The organism is Nocardioides sp., assembly GCF_051876515.1.
Lineage (GTDB): Bacteria > Actinomycetota > Actinomycetes > Propionibacteriales > Nocardioidaceae > Nocardioides.
On the sequence record NZ_JBJEHY010000043.1, the window covers coordinates 1 to 16,787 of the forward strand.

General features: G+C 71.4%; 16 protein-coding genes and 1 pseudogene. 5 read left to right on the top strand and 12 right to left on the bottom strand.

The window, feature by feature from the left end:
• Window positions 1–234: pseudogene (locus ACI379_RS02720) on the bottom strand (pyridoxal 5'-phosphate synthase glutaminase subunit PdxT); the annotation flags it as partial.
• Between the two features lie 207 nt (window positions 235–441).
• On the opposite strand from ACI379_RS02720, the gene ACI379_RS02725 reads away from it, so the two are divergent.
• Complete coding sequence (locus ACI379_RS02725; protein WP_439790524.1) at window positions 442–981, top strand: NADPH-dependent FMN reductase; 540 nt, start codon at window positions 442–444, stop codon at window positions 979–981.
• A gap of 58 nt (window positions 982–1,039) precedes the next feature.
• Here the strand turns inward: ACI379_RS02725 and ACI379_RS02730 are convergent, their stop codons facing one another.
• Both ACI379_RS02730 and pdxS read right to left on the bottom strand, forming a co-directional pair.
• Window positions 1,040–1,579 carry a DUF6891 domain-containing protein gene (locus ACI379_RS02730; protein ID WP_439790525.1) on the bottom strand — a complete coding sequence of 180 codons (540 nt, stop codon included), beginning with the start codon at window positions 1,577–1,579 and terminating at the stop codon, window positions 1,040–1,042.
• A 97-nt stretch (window positions 1,580–1,676) separates the two neighbouring features.
• Window positions 1,677–2,579: a pyridoxal 5'-phosphate synthase lyase subunit PdxS gene (gene pdxS, locus ACI379_RS02735; protein WP_439790526.1), complete on the bottom strand. Its 903-nt coding sequence runs from the start codon at window positions 2,577–2,579 to the stop codon at window positions 1,677–1,679.
• A 105-nt stretch (window positions 2,580–2,684) separates the two neighbouring features.
• Between pdxS and ACI379_RS02740 the strand changes: the two genes are divergently transcribed.
• Window positions 2,685–4,025: an aminotransferase class I/II-fold pyridoxal phosphate-dependent enzyme gene (locus ACI379_RS02740; RefSeq protein ID WP_439790527.1), complete on the top strand. Its 1,341-nt coding sequence runs from the start codon at window positions 2,685–2,687 to the stop codon at window positions 4,023–4,025.
• A gap of 13 nt (window positions 4,026–4,038) precedes the next feature.
• Here the strand turns inward: ACI379_RS02740 and pgsA are convergent, their stop codons facing one another.
• The 6 genes from pgsA to ACI379_RS02770 all read right to left on the bottom strand — a co-directional run bounded on the left by pgsA (window position 4,039) and on the right by ACI379_RS02770 (window position 8,969).
• On the bottom strand, window positions 4,039–4,656 hold the full coding sequence (pgsA, locus tag ACI379_RS02745; RefSeq protein ID WP_439790528.1) for a phosphatidylinositol phosphate synthase: 618 nt from the start codon (window positions 4,654–4,656) through the stop codon (window positions 4,039–4,041).
• 9 nt (window positions 4,657–4,665) lie between these two features.
• The gene (locus tag ACI379_RS02750) at window positions 4,666–5,451 is read right to left on the bottom strand and encodes an inositol monophosphatase family protein (RefSeq protein ID WP_439790529.1); all 786 of its coding nucleotides are present in this window, start codon (window positions 5,449–5,451) and stop codon (window positions 4,666–4,668) included.
• Window positions 5,451–5,795, bottom strand: a complete 345-nt coding sequence (locus ACI379_RS02755) for a DUF2568 domain-containing protein (RefSeq protein ID WP_439790530.1) — start codon at window positions 5,793–5,795, stop codon at window positions 5,451–5,453. Before ACI379_RS02755 ends, ACI379_RS02750 begins: the two co-directional genes overlap by 1 nt.
• Window positions 5,796–5,797: 2 nt before the next feature.
• The gene (locus ACI379_RS02760) at window positions 5,798–6,319 is read right to left on the bottom strand and encodes an HIT family protein (protein WP_439790531.1); all 522 of its coding nucleotides are present in this window, start codon (window positions 6,317–6,319) and stop codon (window positions 5,798–5,800) included.
• A 7-nt stretch (window positions 6,320–6,326) separates the two neighbouring features.
• Window positions 6,327–8,264, bottom strand: a complete 1,938-nt coding sequence (thrS, locus tag ACI379_RS02765) for a threonine--tRNA ligase (RefSeq protein ID WP_439790539.1) — start codon at window positions 8,262–8,264, stop codon at window positions 6,327–6,329.
• A gap of 177 nt (window positions 8,265–8,441) precedes the next feature.
• Entirely contained in the window at window positions 8,442–8,969 is a 528-nt protein-coding gene (locus ACI379_RS02770; RefSeq protein WP_439790532.1) for a GNAT family N-acetyltransferase, read from the bottom strand.
• 118 nt (window positions 8,970–9,087) lie between these two features.
• Between ACI379_RS02770 and ACI379_RS02775 the strand changes: the two genes are divergently transcribed.
• On the top strand, window positions 9,088–9,414 hold the full coding sequence (locus tag ACI379_RS02775) for a hypothetical protein (RefSeq protein WP_439790533.1): 327 nt from the start codon (window positions 9,088–9,090) through the stop codon (window positions 9,412–9,414).
• Window positions 9,415–9,558: 144 nt separating this feature from the next.
• Here ACI379_RS02775 and ACI379_RS02780 read toward each other — a convergent pair whose 3' ends face one another.
• Both ACI379_RS02780 and ACI379_RS02785 read right to left on the bottom strand, forming a co-directional pair.
• Window positions 9,559–10,869, bottom strand: a complete 1,311-nt coding sequence (locus tag ACI379_RS02780; RefSeq protein ID WP_439790534.1) for a ferredoxin reductase family protein — start codon at window positions 10,867–10,869, stop codon at window positions 9,559–9,561.
• Between the two features lie 111 nt (window positions 10,870–10,980).
• Window positions 10,981–14,181: a DEAD/DEAH box helicase gene (locus ACI379_RS02785; protein ID WP_439790535.1), complete on the bottom strand. Its 3,201-nt coding sequence runs from the start codon at window positions 14,179–14,181 to the stop codon at window positions 10,981–10,983.
• 77 nt (window positions 14,182–14,258) lie between these two features.
• On the opposite strand from ACI379_RS02785, the gene ACI379_RS02790 reads away from it, so the two are divergent.
• The gene (locus ACI379_RS02790) at window positions 14,259–14,735 is read left to right on the top strand and encodes a hypothetical protein (protein ID WP_439790536.1); all 477 of its coding nucleotides are present in this window, start codon (window positions 14,259–14,261) and stop codon (window positions 14,733–14,735) included.
• Here the strand turns inward: ACI379_RS02790 and ACI379_RS02795 are convergent.
• Complete coding sequence (locus ACI379_RS02795; RefSeq protein WP_439790537.1) at window positions 14,726–15,556, bottom strand: hypothetical protein; 831 nt, start codon at window positions 15,554–15,556, stop codon at window positions 14,726–14,728. The two genes, ACI379_RS02790 and ACI379_RS02795, sit on opposite strands and share 10 nt — an antisense overlap.
• Before the next feature lie 323 nt (window positions 15,557–15,879).
• On the opposite strand from ACI379_RS02795, the gene ACI379_RS02800 reads away from it, so the two are divergent.
• On the top strand, window positions 15,880–16,251 hold the full coding sequence (locus ACI379_RS02800) for a hypothetical protein (RefSeq protein ID WP_439790538.1): 372 nt from the start codon (window positions 15,880–15,882) through the stop codon (window positions 16,249–16,251).
• Window positions 16,252–16,787: the final 536 nt, after the last annotated feature.

Genomic DNA, 16,787 nt, shown 5'->3' on the forward strand with positions numbered 1-16,787 from the left:
GAACGCGGGCATCCCGGCGCGCAGGCGCTCACGCAGCGGCTCGAGCAGCTCGAAGATGCCGGCCAGCTTGGCCATCGTCGTCGACTCACCGCCCGGCAGGACGAGGCCGTCGACGGCCGCCAGCTCGGAGGGGCGACGCACGGCGACGGGGTCGGCGCCGACGGACGCGAGGGCGGCGAGGTGTTCACGGACGTCGCCCTGCAGGGCGAGCACTCCGACGCGTGGTGACGGCACGGCGTGATCGTACGGCTGGGGACCGCGCCGCCCGGGCGCCGGTCCGTCCCCGTGGCCGCACGGTGGCAGCGACGGCCACTGAACGGCGTGTCCGGCGTCACCCGTTCGTCCGGACGAAAGTGGGAAGAGAAGTCAATTGTTGACGGTTGAAGAATTCCGTCGGGCCGCACGGCCTCGTTCTCGCAAGCAACCCCACAGGAGTCACCCGTGACCACCAAGATCGGCTACATCGTCGGTTCCGTCTCGTCCACCTCGATCAACCGCGCCGCCTTCGAGGCCGTGAAGAAGAACGCTCCCGAGGGCGTCGAGATCACCGAGATCACCATCGCGGACCTCCCGATGTACTCCCCCGACCACGACGCCGCGTACCCGCAGTCGGCCGTCGACTTCAAGGCCGCCATCGAGGCCGCCGACGCCGTCATCGTGGCCACCCCGACCTACAACAACACCCTGTCCGGCGTCGTCAAGAACGCCGTCGACTGGGCCTCGCGCCCCTGGGGCCAGCACTCCTTCAACTCCAAGGTGACCGCTGTCGCCGGCGCTTCCATCTCGCCCCACGGTGGCAAGCCGGGCACCGACGCGCTCGTCGCCACCCTCGCGTTCGGTGAGGCCAAGGTCCTCGAGACCGTCTTCAACCTGACCGTCGGCGCCGACACGTTCGACGCCGAGGGCAACTTCGCCGACGAGGCCGTGCGCGCCGAGGCCCGCGACTTCGTCGCCGCCGTGGCCGGCAACGCCGCCAACTGACGCAGCAGCACGTGACAAGGGGGCCCCTCGGGGCCCCCTTCGTCGTTCCCGGGGACGGTCAGGGGCGCCGCTGCCAGCGCACGGCGACCTCGATCCGACCGGCGTGCACCCGGGCCCGCACGTCGTGGCGGGCCAGGCACCCCAGCACGGCGGGACCCAGCCCGTCCTCGCCGGTGATCCGCGTCCCGTCCGGGCGCCGGACCTCGAGGGCCAGCACACCGTCGTCAACGGAGCGCCACGCGGCCGGCTCGGTGAACCAGAGCACTCCCCGCTGCGGCGGCGAGTCGGCCAGGCGCGCGCGCACCGCCTCCTCCTCGACGCCGCTGAGCACCAGGACACCGTGCTGCTCGCACTCGGCCAGCGCTCGCTCGAGGCGCTCCCGGTCGGTGACCTCGGGCCAGGTCGACGCCTCGGCCACCAGGTCCTTGCGGGCCGCGGCGAGCCACGCCCGGGCCATGATCGTGGGATCGGTCTGCGGCATCCGCTCGGCCACCGCCGAGGTCAGCGCCTCGAGCTGGCCAGCAGGGTCGAGCAGAGCCGTACGCACCTGCAGGCGCGCGACGTCACGCAGCTCGTCCTCGATGGTGTCCGCGGACATCGGGTCTCCTTGTCGCCGGGTGGAACCCGACGATCCTAGGCCGAGTCCTCCGACGTCCGGGTGGCTCCTCCACAGCCACCCGGGACGCCCGAGGTCGTCACCAGCCGCGCTCGGCCAGACGGTGCGGCTGAGGGATCTCGTCGACGTTGATGCCGACCATGGCCTCACCCAGGCCCCGGCTGACCTTGGCCACCACGTCGGGGTCGTCGAAGAACGTGGTCGCCTTCACGATCGCCTCGGCACGCTGGGCGGGGTTGCCGGACTTGAAGATGCCGGACCCGACGAAGACACCCTCGGCGCCGAGCTGCATCATCATCGCCGCGTCGGCGGGGGTCGCGATGCCGCCGGCCGTGAACAGCACCACGGGGAGCTTGCCGCTCCCGGCCACCTCGCGCACCAGCTCGTACGGGGCCTGGAGCTCCTTGGCCGCGACGTACAGCTCGTCGACGGAGAGGCCCTGCAGGCGACGCAGCTCGGCGCGGATCGTGCGCATGTGGGTGACGGCGTTGGAGACGTCGCCGGTGCCGGCCTCCCCCTTGGAGCGGATCATGGCCGCGCCCTCGGTGATCCGGCGCAGCGCCTCTCCGAGGTTGGTCGCGCCGCACACGAAGGGGACGGTGAACTCCCACTTGTCGATGTGGTTGGCGTAGTCGGCCGGGGTCAGCACCTCGGACTCGTCGATGTAGTCGACACCCAGGCTCTGCAGGACCTGCGCCTCGGCGAAGTGACCGATGCGGGCCTTGGCCATGACCGGGATCGAGACGGCCTCGATGATGCCGTCGATCATGTCCGGGTCGCTCATGCGGCTCACGCCACCCTGCGCGCGGATGTCGGCCGGCACCCGCTCGAGGGCCATCACGGCGACGGCGCCGGCGTCCTCGGCGATCTTGGCCTGCTCGGCGTTGACGACGTCCATGATGACGCCGCCCTTGAGCATCTCGGCCATACCTCGCTTGACGCGGGCCGTGCCGACCGAGGTGGCCTGCGGGGTGGTGGTCATGCGGTACCTCCAGCGTTGTCCCACTCAGGGGAAGTATTGTCCTAGGTCAAACGCTAACACGCTCCGGGCCAAGCGGTTCCGCATAGGATCTGGCGCGGAGGTGGCATGCAGACAGCAATCACGGGGTCCACGGCGGCCGAGCTCGCCGAGAGCGTCCGCGACCTGCTCGACCGCGGCGAGCTGACCGCGGGCGAGACGCTCCCACCGGTGCGTGCGCTCGCCGACCACCTCGGCGTCAACCGCAACACCGTCGTCGCCGGCTACCGCCAGCTCGCGCAGGCGGGACTGGTGGTCACGCTCGGGCGGGCCGGCACCCGCGTCGCCGACCTGCGCTCCGCCCCCGAGGAGGGCTTTGCCACCGACAGCGCCCTGCGCGACGTCGCCAGCAACAACCCCGACCCCGACCGCTTCCCCGACCCCTCCCCCGTCCTCGCGACGCTGCCGCGGCGTCCGGTCCTGTACGGCGAACCCGTCGTCGACCCCGGCCTCGGCGCCTGGGCGACCGCGTGGTTCGCCGAGGACCTGACCTCGGCCGGCCGCCCCACCGAGTTCCGGCTGTCCGTCACCTCCGGGGCGGTCGACGCGATCGAGCGCCTGCTGTCGCAGTCCTTGACCCGCGACGACGCGGTCGCGCTCGAGGTCCCCTGCTTCCTGGCCAGCATCCAGACCGTGCGACTGGGCGGGTACCGGGCCGTCGGTGTGCCGGTCGACTCCGAGGGCATGACCCCCGACGGGCTCCGCGCGGCGCTCGAGCAGGGCGTACGCGCCGTCGTGACCACGCCGCGGGCCCAGAACCCGACCGGGGTCGGGCTCAGCGAACGACGCGCGGCCGAGCTGCGCGAGGTCCTCGCCGACCACCCGTACGTGCTGGTGGTCGAGGACGACCACTTCTCCCTGCTCTCCCAGCAGCCGTACCGCAGCCTGGTCGGCCCGGGACACCGTCGCTGGGCGCTGGTCCGGTCGGTGTCGAAGTTCCTGGGGCCCGACTCGTGCGTCGCCCTGGTCGCCTCCGACCGGCACACCGCGGACCGGCTGGCGCTGCGGCTGCGCCCGGGCACGACCTGGGTCAGCCACCTGCTGCAGCGGCTCGCGCACGCCCAGCTCGCCGACACCGAGGTGCTGGCCGGGATCCGCGGCACCGGCCGCCACTACGCCGAGCGCAACGCCGCCTTCGCCGCCCTGCTGAGTGCGGCCGGGCTGGAGACGCGGGCCGGCGAGGGCCTGAGCCTGTGGGTGGACTGCCGCGCTCCCGCCGGGGCGACCGTGGCACGCCTGATGCGCCGCGGCTGGCTGGCCCGCGCGGGCGACGAGTTCGCGCTGACCGCGACGCCGGAGGACGCCTCACGGCACGTACGGCTCACCGTGCACCACCTCGACGACACCGACCAGGCGGCGCTGGCGTGTGACGTGGCCACGGCCGCGGCGGAGGCCCGGACCGCTCCCTGAGGCTTGGCGTCCGTCAGACGGTGTCGAGGGCCTTGGCCTGGCGGTAGACCTTCAGCACCCGGAAGCCGACCGTGTACGTGCTGGCGAACGCCAGTGCCCACAGGGCGACGTGCATGAGGACGGGCAGGTCGAAGATCGCACCGAGGCCCGTCATCACCAGGATCGCGACCAACCGGTCGGCCCGCTCGGCGATGCCGCCCTTCGCGTCGAGGCCCAGCGACTCGGCCTTGGCCCGGGCGTACGAGGTGACCGAGCCGGTCACCAGACAGTACAGGGACAAGTAGAGGTAGAGGTCGCTGTCACCGGGGCCGGCGAAGTAGAGGACCAGACCGCCGAAGATGGCCGCGTCACCGAACCGGTCGAGCGTGGAGTCCCAGAAGTTGCCGAAGACAGAGACCCGGCCCGAGGCGCGCGCCATGGCGCCATCGAGCAGGTCGGAGAAGACGAAGGCGGTGATGAACAGGACCCCGGTCAGCAGCATCCCCTGGGGGAAGAAGACGAGCGCACCCGTCACCACACCGAGGGTCCCCACGAGAGTCACCAGGTCGGGGCTGATCCCCAGACGCAGGAACAGGGAGACGATCGGCGCCAGCACGACGCCCTGCCAGAAGTTCTTGAACCGGTCGAGCACTCCCGCAGGCTACCCGTCCAGCAGCCGGGCGCACGCCTCGGCCACTGCCGTGGGGACACCCGCGACGTACCAGTCGACTCCCCCGGCACGCACCGTCCGGGCCTCGCCGCCCACCGCGCGGATGATCGCCTCGCCCGGGAGCCGGTCCCAGTCAGGGACGGAGTGCTGGAAGACCAGGTCGATCCGGCCGCGCGCCAGCGCCATCGCGTCCAGGGTGCCCGAGCCGAGCACCCGGTGCGAGCCCAGCCCGGCGTAGACGCGGGCCCAGGCCTGCCCCACCTCCCCGGACAGGTAGGGCGGGTGCAGGTAGGTCGCCGCGCAGGTCAGGGACAGCGGCCGGTCCTCCAGGGCGGGCAAGGCGCTGCCGCTGACGTGGGCCCCGAGGCCGGGCCCGCCGACGAACGTCTCACCGCGCGACGGGTCGTGGACGGCCCCCAGGACGAGTTCGTCCCCGTCGACGAGTGCGACGGCCGAGCACCACCAGTCGATGCCGCGGACGAAGTTGTAGGTGCCGTCGACCGGGTCGATGACCCAGCGGCGCCCCGAGGTCCCGGGCGTGAAGGCGCCCTCCTCGCCGAGGACCCCGTCGTCCGGGCGCTCGGCCGCGAGGCGGGCCACGACGTACGCCTCGGCCTCCCGGTCGGCCTCGGTGACGAGGTCCGTCGGGTTGGTCTTCGTACGGGTCTCGACGGGTCGTCTGAACCACGCCCCGGCGACGTGGGCCGCGCGGGTGACGAGCTCGGCGGCGAGCTCGGCGTCGCTGCGTGCGCTGGTCGTACCGGTGGCCCGGGCCATCAGACCTCCTCCGTCAGGCGGGCGACGTCGGGGTGCGCGGCGACGGCGTTGACGACGACGGAGAAGACCAGCAGCGCCACGGCAGCCGTGGTGTGGCCAGCCAGCCACAGGCCGGCGCACGCGGCGCCGAAGACCACGACCTTGACCAGCGGACGCACGAGCGGGGTCCCGTACGGCGCCTTGGGTGAGGCGAACGCCCACCACAGCAGCACCCCTACGAGGACGGCCCCGGTGGCCAGGGGCCACCCGCCCAGCGCGGCACCGGCCACGCCGAGCGCGACCAGGGCCAGCACCTCGTCGAGGAAGACGAGGGCCAGCACACCCCAGCCGAGTGCGGGCGGCACGCTCAGTCCCAGGCCTCGGCGAGCAGGTCGCGGGTCTCGGCCAGCAGCTGCGGGATGACCTTGGTGTTGCCGGTGACGGTGATGAAGTTGGCGTCACCGACCCAGCGCGGCACGACGTGCTGGTGCAGGTGCGCGGCCAGCGAACCGCCGGCCGCCGAGCCCAGGTTGAGGCCCACGTTGAGGGCGCGGGGGTTGCTGATGGTCTTGACGGCGCGGATCGCGGTCTGCGTCATCGACATCAGTTCACGCGACTCCTCGTCGGTGAGGTCCTCCAGCTCGGAGACGTGGCGGTACGGGATGACCATCAGGTGGCCGGGGTTGTACGGGTGCAGGTTGAGCACCGCGTAGCAGTGCTCACCCCGCCGCACCACGAGCGCCTCGCGGTCGTCCATGGTCGGGATCCGGCAGAAGGGGCAACCGGGCTCCTCCTGCTGCTTGGCCAGCTCCTCGCCCCGGATGTAGGCCATCCGGTAGGGCGTCCACAGACGCTCGAGGCCGTCGGGGTGCGGCGTGCTGTCGTCCACGTCCGGCTCAGACCTGCTCGCGGCTCTCGACCGCGGAGCGGATCCGTTCGATGGCCTCCGCCACCGGCACCCCGTTGTCCTGACGGCCGTCGCGGTAGCGGAACGACACCGCACCCGCCTCCACGTCGGCGTCGCCCGCGATGAGCATGAACGGCACCTTCTGGATCTGGGCGTTGCGGATCTTCTTCTGCATGCGGTCGTCCGACAGGTCCACCTCGGCGCGCAGGCCGGCCGCCTTGAGCTGGCCCACGACCTCCTTGAGGTAGTCGTCGTGACGCTCGGCGATCGGGATGCCGACGGCCTGGACGGGAGCCAGCCAGGGCGGGAAGGCGCCCGCGTAGTGCTCGACGAGGACGCCGATGAACCGCTCGATCGACCCGAACTTGGCCGAGTGGATCATCACCGGCTCCTGCCGGGTGCCGTCGGAGGCCTGGTACGCCAGCTCGAAGCGGTGCGGCTGGTTGAAGTCGTACTGCACGGTGCCCATCTGCCAGGTGCGGCCGATGGCGTCCTTGGCCTGGACCGAGATCTTGGGGCCGTAGAAGGCGGCGCCGCCCGGGTCGGGGACCAGGTCGAGACCGGACTCGGTGGCCACGTCCTCGAGGACCTGGGTCGCCACGGCCCACTGCTCGTCGGTGCCGATGAACTTGTCGCTCTCGGGGTCGCGGGTCGACAGCTCGAGGTAGAAGTCGTCGAGGCCGAAGTCGCGCAGCACGCTCAGCATGAAGTCGAGCAGGTGCTTGACCTCGTCCGGCGCCTGCTCCGGGGTGCAGTACGAGTGCGAGTCGTCCTGGGCGAAGCCGCGCACGCGGGTCAGGCCGTGGATCACGCCGGACTTCTCGTAGCGGTACACCGAGCCGAACTCGAACAGGCGCAGCGGGAGCTCACGGTACGAGCGACCGCGGCTGCGGTAGATCAGGTTGTGCATCGGGCAGTTCATCGCCTTGAGCTGGTAGTTCGCCCCCTCGAACTCCATCGGCGGGAACATGGTCTCGGCGTAGTGCGGCAGGTGGCCCGAGGTGTGGAACAGGCCGTCCTTGGAGATGTGCGGGGTGCCGACGTACTCGAACCCCTCCTCGATGTGGCGGGCCCGGACGTAGTCCTCCATGACCCGCTTGAGGACGCCGCCCTTGGGGTGGAAGACGGGCAGGCCGGAGCCCAGCTCGTCGGGGAAGGAGAACAGGTCGAGCTCGCGGCCCAGCTTGCGGTGGTCGCGGCGCTCGGCCTCCTCGAGGCGGTGCAGGTGCTCCTCGAGCGCCTCCTTCGACTCCCAGGCGGTGCCGTAGATGCGCTGCAGCTGCTTGTTCTTCTCGTCGCCGCGCCAGTACGCGGCGGCCGAGCGCATGATCTTGAAGGCGGGGATCCGCTTGGTGGTGGGCAGGTGGGGACCGCGGCACAGGTCCTTCCACGCGACCTCACCCTTGCGGTTGATGTTGTCGTAGATGGTCAGCTCGCCGGCGCCGACCTCGACGCTGGCGCCCTCGGCCGCCTCGGCGCCCCCACCCTTGAGGCCGATCAGCTCGATCTTGTACGGCTCGTCGGCGAGCTCGACGAGCGCGTCGGCGTCCGTGGTGACCCGGCGCTCGAAGCGCTGGTTCTCCTTGACGATCTTGCGCATCGCCGACTCGATCTTGGTGAGGTCGTCGGGGGTGAAGGGGGTCTCGACATCGAAGTCGTAGTAGAAGCCGTCGGTGATCGGCGGTCCGATGCCGAGCTTGGCCTCGGGGTAGAGCTGCTGGACGGCCTGGGCGAGCACGTGCGCAGTGGAGTGGCGCAGGATGTCGCGACCGTCGGCCGTGGAGATCTCGACGCCCTCGACCTCGTCGCCGTCGGCGAGCGCGTACGAGAGGTCCTTGAGCTCGCCGGCCACCCGCGCCGCGATGACGTCGGCGTCGTCGGCGAACAGCTGCCAGGCCTTGGCCGGAGCCCCGTCCTCGGTCGTCAGGGTCCGTTCCTCACGCTCACCGGCGAGGATGCGGACGACCTTGATCTCGGACACGGGTACTCCCTCTGCTGCTGAATACGTCGGCGGCAGCTGCCGCCGGGTCGATGTTATCGGCCGCCCGTGCCGCGCCGCACGCCAGATGCGGCCCGGGACCGCTGGGCGGCGTGGGTGGACGGCTCAGGTCAGCGGCTTGCGGAGCACCACGAACCGCAGGTCGTCGCGGCGCGGGATCCCGAACCGCTCGTCGCCGTACGGGAAGGGCTTGGTCTCGCCCGTGCGGACGTACCCGCGTCGCTCGTAGAAGGCGATCAGCTCCTCACGCACGTCGATGACGGTCATCTCGATCGCGGCCGGTCCCCACTCGCGCGCGACGTGGGCCTCGGCGTGGCCCATCAGGCGGGAACCGAGACCGGTCCCCTGCTCGCCCGGCGCGACCGCGAACATGCCGAGGTAGCCCACGCCGTCCCGGTCCGCCACGTGCACGCAGGCGACCAGCTGGCCCTCGCGCTCGGCGACCACCACGGTGCTGCGCGGCGCCGAGAGGTCCTCGGCCACCTGCTCGGCGTCGATCCGCTCGCCGTCGAGGATGTCGGCCTCCGTGGTCCACCCGGCGCGGCTGTCGTCTCCCCGGTACGCCGAGGTCACCAGCGCGACGACGGCGGGGATGTCGGCGGGGCCGGCGGGACGGAACGCGATCTCAGGCATGGGAGGAAATGTAGGGGCCGGCACCGACAGACCGGACCACTGGTCCGCGGACCGGTTCCGCTGTCAGGTGGGCTTGTTAACGTCGAAGGTCCGCACCTTCGCTCGGAAAGGCGGAACCATGAAGCGACTGATCACCCTGGCCCTCGGCGTCCTGGTCGGACGGGCCATCTCCCGCCCGGAGGAGACCAAGGCAGCGCTCGGCAAGCTGGCCGAGCAGATCAAGGCCCGTACGGGCGGAGCCGCGGGGTCGCACGCGACGGCCCACAGCAGCCCCACGAGTGCCGCGGCCCCGCCGCCGACGCCTCCGCCCGCTCCCACCCCTCCGCCGGCCGCCGCTCCCGGGCCGGTGGCCCCCTTCGACACGGTCGACGAGTTCGCCAACGAGTCGTTCCCCGCCTCGGACCCGCCGTCGTCCTGGGCGGGCCCGGACCACCCGCGCACCTGAGCGCGACAGCCACCCACGCCCGGTTGGCGCCGCGGCGTCAGTTCTGCACGGCCGCGAACACCACGCAGGCGAGCGCCAGCGTCACGCTCAGCGCGACGGCGATGCGGATCACGTACACGTGTCGCACGGTTCCTCCTCCACTGCTCAGACCCAGTCGAATCGTTCGGTGTGGATGCGGTCACCGCGCACACCCAGCGCGACGAGGGCCTTCTCGACGGCGTCCAGCATCGGCACCGGACCGCAGGCGAAGTACTGGAAGCGCTCGTACCCCCGGGGCAGGTGGCGCTCGAAGACCTCGCGGCCCAGGTAGCCGCGCTCCCCGGTCCAGCCCTCCGGCGGGTTCTCGAGTGCCACGACGACGGCGAGGTCGAGCCGGGCGCGCAGCGCCTCGATCCGGTCCGCGAGGATCACGTTGTCGGCGTCCCGGGCGCCCACGAAGAGCAGCACCGGGCGGGCGTCGCCACGGTCCGCGAGGGTCTCGACCATGCTCATCGCCGGGGCGATCCCGACGCCGCCGGCCACGAACCCGAAGCCAGCGCCCTCGTACTGGTCGATGCTGAACACGCCGTGCGGCCCGTCCAGGTGGACCACGGTCCCGGGCGCGACGTGGGCGACGCTGCTGGTGAAGTCACCCACCGCCTTGATCGCCATCTGGACCTGGTCGTGGACCTCCGCGCTCGAGCTGAACGAGAACGGGTGCGAGGTGAGCCGGAAGGGCGAGCCGTCGATCGTGATCCAGGCGAACTGGCCGGGTTCGAAGCGCATCCCGTCGTGGCCCTGCGGACGCATCGTGAGGACGGTCGTGCTGTCCCGGTCGGCCGTCACGGACTCGACCACCCACGGGCGACGGCGCTGGCGCCACGGCCGTACCAGTCGGACCCACACCAGCAGGCCGACGAAGGAGAGCGCCATGAGGCTCCACAGCGCGCGCTTCCACGCGGTGTCGACGTAGTGGTCGACGAGGATGACGTGGACGACGGCGGCGACCACCGCGACGACCGCCAGCCCGGTGTGCAGGGCCTGCCAGACCTCGTACGAGAGTCGCAGACCGCGTCGCCACACCGACGTCGCGCCGAGCGCGAGCAGGCAGACCACCGCGACGCCGCCCACCACGACCAGCGGCGGCGTGTCGCTGGGGGTGAACGGGTTGGCCTGGCGCCAGTCGGCCGACAGCGCGACGTGCACGAGGACGAAGAGGAGTCCCGTGCCGCCGAGGTAGCGGTGGAGGTCGATGACGGCGTCGGTGCCGAACGGTTCAGCCACCCGGCGCACGCGCGCCACCAGGACGAACTCGACACCCATGAGGGCGAGCCCGACGAACCCCAGCGCGACCGAGAAGTCGGTGAGGAAGCCCTGCCCGGGCTGGGTGGCCCCGATCAGCGCGAAGACGAGGGGTGCGACGCAGACGCCGACCAGGGCGGCGATCCACACGACACCGCGTACGACGGAGGTCATCGTGGCCACCTGACCACGGGTGCCAGGGGTGCCGCTTCCGTCATGCCTGTTCCTTCCAGCTCGTCCGGCGCCAGTGTGTCAGTCGTGGGGCACCGGGGCAGGCGAACGGCCTCAGTCGAAGAGGGCCCGTACGTCGTCGGCGTCGATACCGGTGCCGACCGCGCCGTCTCCTGAGAAGACCGACGAGAAGAGGGCCGCCTTGCGCTCCTTGAGCGCCATCACCTTCTCCTCGATGGTCCCGGCGCTGACGAGGCGGTAGACCATGACGGGGCGCTGCTGCCCGATCCGGTGGGCCCGGTCGACGGCCTGGGCCTCGGCGGCGGGATTCCACCACGGGTCGAGCACGAAGACGTAGTCGGCCTCCGTGAGGGTCAGCCCGACTCCCCCGGCCTTGAGGCTGATCAGGAACGCGTCGGCGTCGCCGGACTTGAAGGCGTCGATCTCCTCGCCCCGTCGACGCGTGGAGCCGTCGAGGTACCGGCAGGTGAGCCCGGCGGCCTCGAGGCGGGTACGGGCGCGGGTGAGGAAGCTGGTGAACTGGCTGAAGACGAGCGCCCGGTGGCCCTCCGCGGCCATCTCGACGAGGTGGTCGACCAGCATGTCGAGCTTGGCCGACCCGATCCCCTCGTGCTCGGCGTCGACGAGGGCGGCGTCGAGGCTGAGCTGCCGCAGCCGGGTGAGTGCGCTGAAGATCGCGACACGGTTGCGGTCGAAGTCGTCGACGAGGCCGAGGATCGCCTGCCGCTCGCGCTGCAGCCAGGTGTCGTACAGCTGCTGGTGCGCCTCGTTGAGCTGCACCTCGAGCACCTGCTCCTGCTTGGCGGGCAGGTCGGCGGCGACGACCTCCTTGGTGCGGCGCAGCACGAACGGCCGGATCCGCGCCCGGAACCGCTCCAGGGCCGCCTGGTCGCCGGACCGCTCGACGGGCCGGACCACGTTCTCGATGAACTGGGCGGGCGCCGGGTAGAGGCCGGGCGCGACGACCGACAGCAGCGCCCACATCTCCATCAGGCGGTTCTCGAACGGCGTGCCGGTGACGGCCAGGCGGAACGGCGCCTCGAGGCGGCGTACGGCTTGGTAGGTCTTGGACTGGTGGTTCTTGATGGCCTGGGCCTCGTCGAGGACGATGCCGCCCCAGGTCCTCTCCGCGTACTCGTCGGCCTCCAGGCGCAGCAGCGTGTACGAGGTGACGACGAGGTCGGCGTCGGCGACCTCGTCGGCCAGGTGGGTGCCGCGGCGGGCGTGGGAGGCGTCGATGACGCGGATCCGCAGGTCGGGCGTGTGCCGGGCGGCCTCGCTTGCCCAGGCAGTCATGACGCTGGTGGGCGCGACGACGAGGAAGGGGGCGGCGCCGTGGGCGCGGGCGTGGGCGACCAGGGCGAGGGTCTGCAGGGTCTTGCCGAGTCCCATGTCGTCGGCGAGGATCCCGCCGAGTCCGAGGCTCCACAGGTGGACGAGCCAGCGCACGCCCTCGAGCTGGTACGGCCGCAGCGTGCTGGCCAGGCCGACGGGTTCGACCTCGGGCAGGCTCTCGTGGCCGACGAGGGCGCGCGCGGCCTGGACCCACTGGGCGGCCTGCGCGTCGACGACCCCGAGCTCGGCGAGGTCGTTCCACAGTCCCAGGTCTGCCGCTGCGACCTTCATGCCGTCGCGGGAGCCCTGCCTGATCTCGGCCGCGGCGACGACGAGCTCGGCGAGCCGTCGGAACTCCGGGCGGTCCGTGGAGACGACCAGTCCGCCGGGTCCCACGACCTGCTCCTCGCCGAGGGTGAGGGCGCTGAGCACGTCGGCCAGCGGGAGCTGGACGCCGTCGACGGTGATGACGACCGCGAGGTCGAGCCAGTCGGTGGTGCCCTCGCCGTCGTCCTCGGCGGCGACGAACTCGATGGTGGCCTCCCCCACCGCGTCGCGGTAGTCGGGCGGGGTGCCCTGCTCGACGACCTCGACCTGCTCGTGGGCGCGCAGCCGGGGCAGCTCCTCGCGGGCGAAGGTCATCGCGGCCACACCGGTCAGCGAGTGCCGGGGGCGCAGGTGGGCGAACTCGGCCAGCTGCGCGAGGAGCCGACGCTCGTGGGCGGGTCGGCGTACGGCGGGGGCCCGCTGCGGGCTGTCGAGGGGGAAGACGGCCCCGTCGGGGTAGACCCACTCCCAGGTGAGCGCGGCGTCGAGGTCGTCCCACTCGACGGTGACGCGGGCGACGGGCGGCTTCTCGGGGACGAGGTCGCGGGAGCCGTCGGTGGAGATGACCCCGAGCTGCTGGCGCAGCCGCGGGAGGTAGTCGCGCTCGAACTGGGCGCGGTCCTTCGTCGGGACCGTGACGCTGCCGCGGCGGTGCAGGTTGGCCACGTCCTCCGGTACGCGTCCGGCCAGCGGTGCGAGGAGGAGGCGGACCTTGGGGTGGGCGGCGGTGGTGTTGGCGCGTACTGGCTGGACGAGACCGACGCTGTGCGGCTGCCGCCCCAGCAGGTGCAGGTCGTCGCCGGTGAGGAGCTGGTCCCCGTCCCAGACGCCGATCCGCAGCTGGGAGCCCTCGGGGGTGTCGACGACGTCGACGACCACGTCGAGCGGGTCGTGGGAGACCTCGACGCTGGAGACCCGTTCGCCTCCGATGAGCACGATGCCGGCAGCCTGGGCCTCGGCGAGCAGGTCGGGCAGCTGGGGTCCGATGCCGGTGAGGTCGGCCATGTCGCGCTGCACGCCTTGGGGGAAGGCGCGCGCGAAGCGGGTGAGGACGGCCAGCTGGTCGGGGTCGTGGGCGTCGTCGAGGTGGGGCGCCTCGGCGGTGGCCCAGGTGATGCCGGTCTTGATCCAGTTGTCGCGGGCGCCCTGGCGTACGGGGCGGACCCACAGGTGGCTCGTGTCGCTGCCGCGCCACTGGCGGCGGGTGGGGCGGGGCAGCTCGAAGCGCAGTCCGAGCTTGCGCGGCGCGGAGGTCTGGGTCGGCTCCGACCGGCGCTCCAGCGGTTCGAGCAGCTGGTCGAGGGTGCGCTGCCACTGCGGCACCGGGGCCGTGGGCCGCAGCGAGGCGGCGGAGCGTACGACCCGGATCACCGCGACGGCGTGCTTGCAGTTGGTGCGCACGGGGCACGAGCACTGGCAGCGCAGCCGGTCGCCGAGGAGGGTCACGCTCACGTCGTACGGCTGGCGCGAGCTGCCGCGCACGCGCCCGCGCAGGACGGGGTGGCCGTCGGGGGTGCGGTCGAGACTGGTGCCGAGCACGGCACCGGACCCCGCGTACCGGGCACCGCGCGCGAGCGTGCCGACGTCGAAGGTGCGGTGCAGCATGACGTCACTGACCTCGAACCCCTGCACCGGGCAAGCCTGTCACACCGCCGGGCGTGTGTACCGCGGGTGGCCCACCGCGCCGGCGTCGGGCACGATGAGATGTCATGGAACAGCAGGCCCCCGACGGCCGGGATCAAGCCGGCCGACGGGGACCCGTCCGCTCGTGGATGGTGGCCCACCCAGAGGACGTCATCGACGTCTTCGTCTACGTCGTCGTGCTGAACCTGGCCGTCGAGTACCTGCCTCGGGTGATCAGCGAGACGTTCACGTTGTCCCTGCTGACGGCGGTCCTGCTCAAGCTGTCGCTGGAGGTCGTGCTGGTGGTGAAGGGCGTCGTTCTCGCCCGGTTCCGTGGGGCGGAGTCCCAGGGCACGAAGGTCCTGTTCGGGGTTGCCCTGTGGGTCGTGGCGGCCGGCTCCAAGATGGTGGTCCTGGGACTGGTCGACCGTGCGTTCGGTGGGGCGGTGAGCCTCGGCGGGTTCTGGTCCGTCACCGCGCTGGTCGTGGTCCTGCTGCTGTCACGCGCCAGCGTGCGGCGACTGCTGTACGGGGGTCCAGGGACCCCCGTATCTCAGCAGTAGACCTTCACCGTCGGCGGGTTGAGGATGACGTCGTCGTTGACCGTCGTGACACCCGCCGCCGTCTGGCGTCGCGGCAGGGTCAGCTTGTAGTTGATCGTCACCTGGCGCGGCTCGGTGGAGGCGCTGGTGAGGTACACCTGCTCGCTGGGGCCGTACGTGGCCACGTTGTCGTGCCCGGCGCCGGCCAGGTGGAGGGCGTACCCGACGCCCCGCAGGTCCGCGTCGCTGTTCAGCATGGCGGCGTACGTGGTGGCGTTGGCGCCGGTGGGGAAGTAGACGGCCGCGTCGGGGTTGGCGGCCGTGCCCCGGCGCTGGTGGCCGAGTCGGGCCAGCGGGTGCGTGCTGGGGCCATCGACCAGCTCGACGTCGATCAGCTGACGCTCGGTCCACTGCGGGGTGGTGACGGAGTTGCCGTAGCCGAACTTCAGGCTGCCGGCGACGTCCACCCAGCCGGAGCCGGTCATCGTGAAGTTGTAGGCCACCGTGATGACGGCGGGCGCGCTCGTGCTGGCGTTGTTCGCGAACGAGATGAACGAGCCGTCGGGCTCGTTGGTGCGACCCGGCCCCTGCGTCCCGGTGCCGTTGAACCACTGCGCCTGGTTGGCGGAGACGTACTTGCCGTCATAGGTGCCTCGTAGCAGCCAGCCGGTGTTACCGCCAGCACGGTCACGGCCGGCACGGCCCAGGCAGCCGTACGCAGCAGCGTCCGCCGCTCGACGCTCTTCTCCCCCGTCCGTTCGAGTGGTCAGGACTGCGGGCGGGGTGAACGACGTGCACGAGACTGCTCCTGCGTGTGGGGGATCTGGGCATGCGTCAGACACCTGCCCGAGAGGGCCTGGGAGGCCCGCGCGCCCGACTGGTGAAGACTACGTCAGCACGGGGTAAACCTCCTGATTAATAGGGTGACGTGCGCGCATGAGGGCTGAGGGGAAGGGTGGCGAAGCGTCGGACTCCCCTGGCGGACTCCAATCGTGTTGGCCCTCGCTCGCTGACCGACATGTACCGGCGCCCTCGATCGTCGCGCTCCTAGCAGATCAGCTTCTGGCATGACCGCCTTTTCACCGTGCGTTGCTCGCGAAAGCACCTCCCACGCTGCCAAGCGGGCTACTAACTTCGGCGCCCCGACGAACGATGGAGACGCCACGTGTTCAACCGCAGCCAGCCCACCACCCCAGCCGCGCCGCCAGCCCCTCCCGTGGCCCCCACCCCGGCGCCGCAATTCACGCCGGACCCCAAACCGGAGGCTGAAACGCTGCTGCGAGGCACCGAGGCGAAGACCGCGACGATCGCCACGCCTCAGCGCGACATTGTGATCACCACGAAGCGGGTGCTGCTGCTGGAAAACTCGGGAGGCTGGTGCGCCATCCCGCTGTCCTCGATCGGGGCCTTTGAAGTCAGCGAGGGCCCCGATGGGGGCGCGTTCGTCAAGATCTTCTTCGGCGGCGGACTGTCGCGCATGGTGGGGGTTCCGACTCCTGAGGACGCCGCCACCCTCGCAGCGTCGGTCTCCGTGTAGGTCGGAACCAGCTGCTCTCACCCGGGCGGCCGAACACCTGGGGCCAGTGCCATCCGGGAGCCCGCCTCCTCACCACACGCCAGCGGACGCGAAGCGGCGACTCCGCCACCCCGCCCACAGGGCGCGTAAAGGACGCGGAGTCCAAACGAGAACCGCCTCTGAACCGTGCTATCACGGGTCAGAGGCGGTTCTGTTGCGGTGGGCGATACTGCGTTCGAACCTGACAGACCGCAATCTCGTCCCTACGCTCAGATCGGCAAAAATGGGCCTCTGACCTGCACGTTTGCCGATTCACTCAGTGATCGCTGGTGATCACGAGAGCCCTCAGTTACGCTCCGATAGGACACGTATAGGACACGAAATCGGGTGAGCCCATGACGAGAGCACCTACGAAACGATCGTTCGGCCAGATCGTGAAGCTGCCCAGCGGACGCTACCGGGCGCGCTACACCGACCCCTTCGGTCGCGTGACCGAGGATGGTAAGCAGATCCGCCATCCCGCGCCGTACACGTTCCAGGCCAAGGTCGACGCAGAG

Excerpts from the sequence above, each read along its gene's own strand:
- ACI379_RS02730 (WP_439790525.1), bottom strand. The coding sequence starts at position 1,579 with ATGTCCGCGGACACCATCGAGGACGAGCTGCGTGACGTCGCGCGCCTG.
- pdxS (WP_439790526.1), bottom strand. The coding sequence starts at position 2,579 with ATGACCACCACCCCGCAGGCCACCTCGGTCGGCACGGCCCGCGTCAAG.
- ACI379_RS02740 (WP_439790527.1), top strand. The coding sequence starts at position 2,685 with ATGCAGACAGCAATCACGGGGTCCACGGCGGCCGAGCTCGCCGAGAGC.
- ACI379_RS02750 (WP_439790529.1), bottom strand. The coding sequence starts at position 5,451 with ATGGCCCGGGCCACCGGTACGACCAGCGCACGCAGCGACGCCGAGCTC.
- ACI379_RS02770 (WP_439790532.1), bottom strand. The coding sequence starts at position 8,969 with ATGCCTGAGATCGCGTTCCGTCCCGCCGGCCCCGCCGACATCCCCGCC.
- ACI379_RS02775 (WP_439790533.1), top strand. The coding sequence starts at position 9,088 with ATGAAGCGACTGATCACCCTGGCCCTCGGCGTCCTGGTCGGACGGGCC.
- ACI379_RS02780 (WP_439790534.1), bottom strand. The coding sequence starts at position 10,869 with ATGACCTCCGTCGTACGCGGTGTCGTGTGGATCGCCGCCCTGGTCGGC.
- ACI379_RS02790 (WP_439790536.1), top strand. The coding sequence starts at position 14,259 with ATGGAACAGCAGGCCCCCGACGGCCGGGATCAAGCCGGCCGACGGGGA.